The 8600-nt window shown below is 47.6% G+C and carries 2 protein-coding genes; both read right to left on the minus strand.

Annotated features, from left to right (window positions below; all coding sequences use genetic code 11):
• The coding region (locus A587_RS24350) for a non-ribosomal peptide synthetase (protein WP_017219552.1) at positions 1 to 8206 on the minus strand (8206 nt) is incomplete at its 3' end.
• Positions 8203 to 8600, minus strand: a 398-nt coding sequence (locus A587_RS24355) for a phosphopantetheine-binding protein (RefSeq protein ID WP_017219553.1), incomplete at its 5' end; no start/stop codon positions are given. The genes A587_RS24350 and A587_RS24355, both read right to left, overlap by 4 nt.

Here is an 8600-nt window from a genome sequence, read left to right on the forward strand (position 1 = left end):
GATCAGCCTGCTCAGCAAAGAGTTCATGGAGACAGTACTCCAATGGTACTTCTGCTGCGGTATCATTCCAGGTATGGAGTAATTGCTGACGTTCACTTTCCGGTAACAGCTCACGACTGTCGAGTATAGCGCTGGAGCTTTCTCTGAGCGCTTCAACCAGACCTTTCATTGCCCCCTGCATATACTCTATCACCCGCTCCGTCGCTATATCGGCAATACCTTTTACCGTGATGTGAAAAGCATCACCGAAGTCATCCACCGATAAACTTAACGGGTAGTTGGTTCTTTCCTGTCTTTTCAAAAACTCTACCGTAAAAGATTGCGCCGGTAAGTCCGTTTTCCCCATTTCTATTCCGCCTGAGCCTGAATGTCGGTAGTTGAAAACCGAGCTAAACAAAGGCATGCCATTACTCAGACTTGAACAACGTTGCGCCATAGATAAACTTGCTTGTTCATAGGGTAAAGAGTCCAGCAAACTGGTTTGCACTTGTTGCACCAGGCTCTGGGCGTTTGTACAGGCAAGTTTTACTCTTATTGGCAAAGTATTAATGAACACGCCAAGCGCCTGCTCTGCCCCTGAGGTTCCCTGCAAGCGACCCGACATTACTGTACCAAAGACAACATCATCTTTACCGCTGCAAGCCGCCATAACCCTCGCCCAGCCAGCATGAAAAATTGCTGCAGGGCTGATCTGTATGTTTTTAGCTATTGCCCTGAGTTCTTCTCCTAGAAGCGTAGGAAAAGCTTGCGAGAACTCGGTAATATCATTGCCTTTACCTTGCACATTTATCAAATTAAACGGCAAGCTTGGTTCGCTGACATCCGACAGCATATTAGTGAAATATTGCTCGGCATCATTTTCCTTTTCCTGATGCAGACTATGGGCAATAAATTCTCGGTACGGTACCGGAGTCAGAAGTTGCTGTTGTAAACCCTGACTATATAATTTCAGCTCTTTTTGAATCACTTCAAAGGCAACATGATCGGAAATAATATGATGCCATTGCAATAATATATAACGCTCATCACTATCGCCCTGACTAGCAACGATAACACGCAATAATGGACCACTCTTGAGATCCATTTGACGCCCTTGTGACTCGCTGTACTCCTGAAGATAAACCAATGGGTTCTGCTGCTCTATTGTGGTTGTCAAAACAGCTAATTCGACCTGCTTCCTTACCACTTGTACCGGCTTTCTTACCCCTTCCCAGTGAATAGAAGTACGCAATACGTCATGGCGCTTAATTAAGAAGTCTAATCCGTCAATAAAAGCCTGTACCTGATGTAAATCCGGAATCTTCAAAAATGCAGATAAGACATAAGGATCATTTTCCGGATCCAAGGTATGGTGAAACAATATGCCTTGTTGCAAGGGACCTAAGGGGTAAATGTCCTGTATGTTCCCAACGCCACCCGGAATTTGTGCAACCAACTGTTCTATTTCTCCCTCATTTAAGTCCACTAATGGCAGCATTTGAGGAGTTAATGCTACACAGTCCGCAGGTATCAGGTTAGGCGGAGCCTTAAATAAACGGGTATCACCTACAGATTCCTCCTCAATTAACTTTGCCAACGCTGCCAGAGAAGGGGTCGAAAAGAGTTGACTCGCACTCATCACCAGGTTTTGTTGCTGCAACCGGGAAATCACCCGCATAACGAGTAACGAATGTCCCCCCAGTTCAAAAAAGTTGTCCAGAATACCAACCTGCTCAACTCCTAGCACCTCCTGCCAGATCTCGCATAAGATTTTTTCCATCTCGGTTTGCGGTGCGATATAGTCGCCTGAAAATTCCCCTTCCGGCTCAGGTAGGGCATGGCGATCAACTTTACCGTTGGCAGTTAGCGGCAAAGAGTCCAGCACCATCAAGGTCGAAGGTACCATGTATTCAGGCAAAGCCTGGAGCAAATGATGACGGACCTTATCGAGAAATTCGACTTCATCCTCTATCTCCTGATCTGTCACCAAATAGCCTGTCAGGTGTTTGTTGCTTTTACCTGTTTCTCGAGCGATCACCACGGCTTCCCTAACTCCGCTGCACTCTGCCAAGGCATGTTCTATCTCACCTGGTTCAATACGAAATCCCCGAATCTTCACTTGGTGATCTATGCGGCCGATAAATTCCAGCCGCCCGTCTTCTAAGCGACGCACCAAGTCCCCTGTACGGTACAAACGCCGATAGCCGTTGCTGTCCTGCTTATTAAAATAAGGATTGGCAACAAATTTTTCTGCCGTCAATTGCTCATGGTTAAGGTAGCCTCGGGCCAGACCCGCACCGCCGATGCACAACTCCCCCGGCACACCGACTGGCGCCAAGGTATTTTTATTCAGTACCAGCCCGTGGACATTGCCCAGCGGCAGCCCTATATTGGGTAAGTCTCCAGATATTCGGGTCCAGTGGGTGTTTACAGTACATTCCGTCGGGCCGTAAACATTCACCGCTTTACGCTGATATTGCTGCTGCCAGTCACATAACCTGCTCCACAAACCCGGGGAAATAGCCTCACCGCCAATAATCAAGTTAGGTAAACAGCTTTGCAGGCCTGAGTCAAACCAGGCTTCTACCATTAACGGGGTACAGTCAATCACGCCGCACTCAGCAAAGCTTTGTCCAATGATTTGCGGATCGAGGTTGGCATATTTAGGTAAAATGCGAAGTGGTATGCCAGACATCAGCTGGGATAAGCCCTTAACCGAAGAGTCAAAGGCATAGGAAGCATTTAAGCCCCAGCAAGTACCGGTCGGCACGATCTCCATGTCTTGTATTTCAGCTGCGAGATTAACCACTCCCTGGTGCTGCACCAGCACCCCTTTAGCCTGGCCAGTTGACCCTGAAGTATATATCACATAGGCCAGATGATGAGGAGCTAAACCCAATGAAGAGACCGGTAGATTATCCGATGACATGCTTGAGAGTCCGGCTCGTAGCGTTTCATCATCCAGGCACAGAGAGTGAGGCTCTAAAAAGGGTAACTCTGCCACTATTTTACTTTGAGTGACGACTATTGCCACAGCACTGTCTTTGATTATATAGGCCAAACGAGACTCAGGGTAAGTCGGATCCAGTGGCACATAAGCTCCGCCAGCTTTAAGGATCGCCAGTAAGCCTATAACCATGTCCATTGAACGATCCACACAGAGACCAACAAGGGTATCCGGCTTCACACCTTGCTGTTTCAGGTATCGGGCCAATTGATTGGCACGGCTGTTTAGCTGGTCATAACTAAGCTTGCCCGTTTCGGTGATCAGGGCCGTTTCCTGAGGGTGCGCTTTGGCATATCTTTCAAATAACTCATGAATACATGCCTCCTGCACACCACCTATGCGGGTTCTTTTTGTTGTATCAAGCAATGCCTTACACTCTTCGTCCGGTAACAAAGACAGAGTCTCAAGGATTACAGCGCTATCAGTTGACAGAGCTTGAACCAAGATCTCTATGGCTTTGTGCATATAGGCCATGACTTGCTGCGCAGAAATCTCAGCAACAACCTTTATATTGAGGGTAAAACTCTCACCGAGATCATCAACGGATAAACTGACAGGATAGTTGGTTCTTTCCTGGCCGGAGATTTCTTCAATACCAACAGATGATTCGTGTCCTTCTTTTGCCAAGGTTTCATCATCAGCATCAGTACGTACCTGATGACGGTAGTTAAGGATTGAAGAAAACAAAGGGACATTGCTCTTAAGTCCAGAGCAAGCTTGCGCCATGGACAAACTCGCCTGTTCATACGGTAACAAATCCAACAGAGATGCTTGCACCTGTTGCACGAGAGTGACGGCATCGGCTCCGGCGGATTTGACTCGCACCGGTAAGGTATTAATGAAGACGCCGAGCATTTCCTCAGCCCCGAAAGTCCCTTGCAATCGTCCCGACATTACCGTACCAAAGACCACGTCATCTTTACCACTACAAGTGGCAATTACCCTAGCCCAGCCAGCATGGAACAGTGCCGCCGGCGTGACTTGTATCTTTTTCGCAACCTCCCTTAGTTGGATAGACAAGTTTTGTGGCAGTGCCTGAGCCAGCTCAGTAACATTACTGCCTTTCCCTTGTATATTATGTAAGTTAAAGGGTAAGGTCGGCTCAGTGATATCACCTAAAGTCTGTGAAAAGTAAGCTTGGGCATCATTAACCTGCGCCAGGTGCAGAGCATGGGCGATGAACTCCCGATAAGGAACGGGCGGCTGTAACTGATCACTAATGCCGCCAAGGAAATAGGCCAATTCCTTTTCACAAATTTGCAGGGAAGTGGCATCTTCAATAATATGGTGAATTTGCAACAACACATGCCGCTCTGCCTCACCTTCGGCTGTAGCCACGGTGACATTTAATAATGGCGCCCGGCGAAGATCGACTTTTATCCTTTGGCTCGCACTGTATTCCTCTAGCGCATTTAACGGTGACTGGTCTTTACCCACGCGAATTCTGCCAACCGATAATTTTGCCTCACGCTGTACAATTTGTATAGGTTCACCTACGCCCTGCCACTGCATAGACGAGCGGAAAACATCATGGCGGGCGATCAAAAACTCTAAGCCTTCAATAAAAGAATTAACCGCCGCCTCATCGTCTAGTTTAAACAATATCGGGGTTACATAGGGATCATTTTCAGGGTCTAGGGTATGGTGGAATAAAATCCCCTGCTGTAATGGCCCCAGTGGGTAAATATCCTGGATATTTTCCGCCCCGCCCGTGACCTGGGCCGTTAAATGCTCAATCTCCACTGGAGTTAAGTCCACTAATGGCAACATCTCGGGAGTTAACTGCTGGCATTGGGCTGGGATTAGATTCTTCGGCGCCCTGAATACGGCAACTTCTTTTTCCTGGTGCTCGCTCATCGCCACCGCCAGTTCTTCCAGAGAGCGGGCCGCAAAAAGTTGCCGTGCCGCCATCGCCTTACCTTGTTGCTGCAGCCGTGAAATCACCTGCATCACAAGTAAAGAGTGACCGCCTAATTCAAAAAAGTTATCCCGAATGCCAACTTGTTCAACACCCAATACTTCCTGCCAGACAGTACACAAGATCTTTTCCATCTCGGTACGGGGAGCAAGATATTCTTTTCTCGAGAACAGCATATCCGGTTCAGGCATAGCATTGCGGTCGAGTTTGCCATTTGCGGTTAACGGCAGACTATCGAGTAACACAAAAAATGAGGGCAGCATATATTCAGGCAACTGGCGGCCCAAGTAATGGCGGATATCTTCGATAAAGGCGGCATCATCACTCCCTGCTTCGGGGGCAACGAGGTAACCAATCAAGCGGCTATCTCCTTGCACTAACTCTCGGGCCAGAACGACGGCTTCCTTAACGCCAGGATATGCCGCCAGCGCATGCTCTATTTCTCCCAATTCGATCCTAAAGCCACGTACTTTCACTTGATGGTCTATGCGCCCCAGGTATTCAAGCGTACCGTCCGCCAACCAACGCACCAGATCCCCGGTACGGTACAATTTTGGGCTGCTGCTCGGTTTGTGCTTATCGTAGAAAGGGTTCTCGACAAACTTTTCTGCCGTCAATTGCTCACGCTTGATATAACCCCGGGCCAAGCCAACTCCCCCGATATACAATTCCCCGGCAACACCCACTGGGGCAAGATGTTGTTGCTGATCCATCACATACAGCTGGGTGTTGGCAATAGGTCGGCCGATAGGGATGCTCGCTGATAACGCTGTTTCCCTGCAATTCCAGAAGCTCACGTCTATGCTCGCTTCCGTCGGTCCATATAAATTATGTAACTCAACATTTGGACACTGCACCAAGACATCGTCGACATGATGTCTACTAAGGGCTTCTCCACTACAAAAGATTTGCTTTAACGAACGGCAATCCCCCAGCAGGCCAAAAGCCAGCATGCTTCCCAACATAGAGGGAACAAAATGCACTTTGGTGATGTTTTCTTGTGCCATCAGCGAAGACAAATAGGCTGGATCTTTGTGTCCTTCAGGTTTAGCCAAAACCAAGCTTGCGCCTGTGGTAAGCGGCCAGATGAATTCCCAGACTGAGACATCAAAGCTAAAAGGCGTTTTTTGTAAAAATCTGTCCTGGGGAGTTGATGTATATTCCTGATCCATCCAGTGAATACGGTTCGACAAGGCTTGGTGTTCAACCATAACCCCTTTCGGCTTCCCGGTAGAACCCGAGGTATAGATCACATAGGCTAGGTGGTGAGGACATAAACCAAGTGACGAAACTGCCAGGTTATTCTGCGGCATGCTGGCTAACTCATCACGAACTTTGTCATCATCCAAACATAATGCCAGCGGCGCCAGTAAAGGTAATTCAGATAAAAACCTCTGCTGGGTGATCACGATTGCCATATCACCATCATCCAGCATATAGGCGATTCTGGCCTCAGGGTATGACGGCTCCAAAGGGACAAAGGCGGCTCCAGCTTTAAGAATCCCTAACAGGCCGATCACCATATCAAATGAACGTTCGATGCACAGACCAACTAGAGTATCTGGCTTGACACCTTGCGCCTTGAGGTAATGGGCTAGCTGATTAGCCCTGAGGTTTAACTCATCATAACTAAAAGCAACCCCTTGATACACTAGGGCTTCTTTTTGTGGGTTTTGCTCTGCCTGATGTTCGAATAGTTCGTGGATACAGGTTTGCGACGGAAAATCTGCCTGTGTATCATTCCAATCGCATAGGATCTGGCGGCGCTCCTCATCGCTAACTAGCTCTAGGGCAAAAACACTTTCTTCCGGCAAGCGCAATAACTCTGCCAGTAACAGTTTAAAGTGTTGGCTCATTCCCTCAATGCTTTCCCGCTTAAAGAGATCGGTATTATAGTGCCAGCCTAGGTGAAGACCGTCCTGTCCTTCAAAAATATTCAAGGTTAGATCAAACTTGGCGACATTCATGCCTCCCTGGTGATCCAGATACTGCGCCGTTAACCCCGGCAGAGATAAATTGCCCTCATCATTATTTTGAAATTCTATCATCACCTGGAATAACGGGCTGTGACTCAAGCTGCGTTGGGGCTGCAGCCGTTCTACGATTTGTTCAAAAGGCACCTGTTGGTGGGCATAACCTTCCAGCAACATAGTTTTACTTTGCCTGAGCAGTTCATTGAAGCTCGGATTGCCGGACAGATTGCTGCGCAAGACTAAAGTATTAACAAAAAAGCCTATCAGCTCGGCAATTTCTGACTGCTCACGGTTGGCCACAGGGGTGCCCAATACTATGTCCTTTTCATTGCTGTAGCGGGATAATAATACCGAAAACGCCGCATGCAGGCCCATAAATAACGTGGCTCCCTGCCTCTGGCACACGTCCTTTAACCCGTCTAAAGTGTCCTTAGCTATAGTTGAGACATAGACATCACCGGCAAAACTCTGGATCGAAGGTCTGGGGTAATCCAGCGGCAATCCGTGTACATCAGGCAAGTCTGCCAGCTGCTTTTCCCAATACCCCATCTGAGCGTCCAGCACCTCTCCCTGCAGCCATTGTCGCTGCCAGTTAGCATAGTCTGCATATTGGATAGCCAGGGGAGGTAAAGGATTCTCCTGCCCTTGGACATATGCACTATATAAATGGCTAAACTCATTCACCAATATACCCATAGACCAGCCATCCGAAGCAATATGATGCATGGTTACCAGCAGAACGTGCTCCTGAGATGAAACTTTAATTAACTTGGCCCGCAGCATTAGATCCCGGCTAAGATCAAATTCCAGCGCAGCTTCTTTGGTGACTAGAATACGAATCTGGGTTTCTCTTTCCCCCTCAGCTACCCCAGATAAATCGGTTACTGGCACATCAAAAGGTTCAGCCGCCTTAATCACCTGTATCGGCTCGCCATCTTCACCGGCGGCAAAGCAGGTACGCAGACTTTCATGGCGTGCCACTACACTGGTAAATGCCTGCTGAATGGCAATCAGGTTTAAGTTGCCGGTAAGCTTTAAGGCCGCGGGCATATTATAAACTTCAGTGCCGCTATCTATCTGTTCTAACAGCCACAAACTTTGTTGGGAATAAGAGGCTTTTAACACTTGCTCACGAGATACCCGGACAATGTCCATCCCAGGTTTAGTCGAATCAAGATATTCTATGATTTGCCCTTTTTTTTCTTTTAATTGTGCGAGCAGGGTCTGAGTCATAGCCCCTTTAGCGGCATTGATTTGCAGTTTACCGTTCTGTACTTTTAAATATATCTTTTTTTCGTGTAGAAAATTAATAAAATCAATAACGTTCATATTTCAAAAAAATCCAATTCTTCACTGTTATTATCAGGATCATGTTTACCAGTTAATGCATCAATATGCTGGGCCAAGGCGCTTAAATTACCCATAGTAAAGGTATAAGTAACAGATAGTTTCACATGTAAGCGCTTTTCTATTTTTGCCAGCAGCTTCATCACCAATAAGGAATGCCCCCCGAGTTGGAAAAAGTCATCCAGCACACCCACTCTGTCTATCTCCAACACCTCTTGCCAGATACCAGACAAACCTTTTTCTGTTTCCGTCTGCGGGGCCACATATTCCGGCCTCAATGCCTCTATATTGGGTTCAGGCAAGGCATTGCGGTCGATCTTGCCATTAGCGGTTAACGGCAAATGCTCTAGCAACACAAAGGCGCTGGGCACCATAT

It is taken from the genome of Pseudoalteromonas sp. NJ631 (assembly GCF_000276645.1).
GTDB lineage: Bacteria > Pseudomonadota > Gammaproteobacteria > Enterobacterales > Alteromonadaceae > Pseudoalteromonas > Pseudoalteromonas piscicida.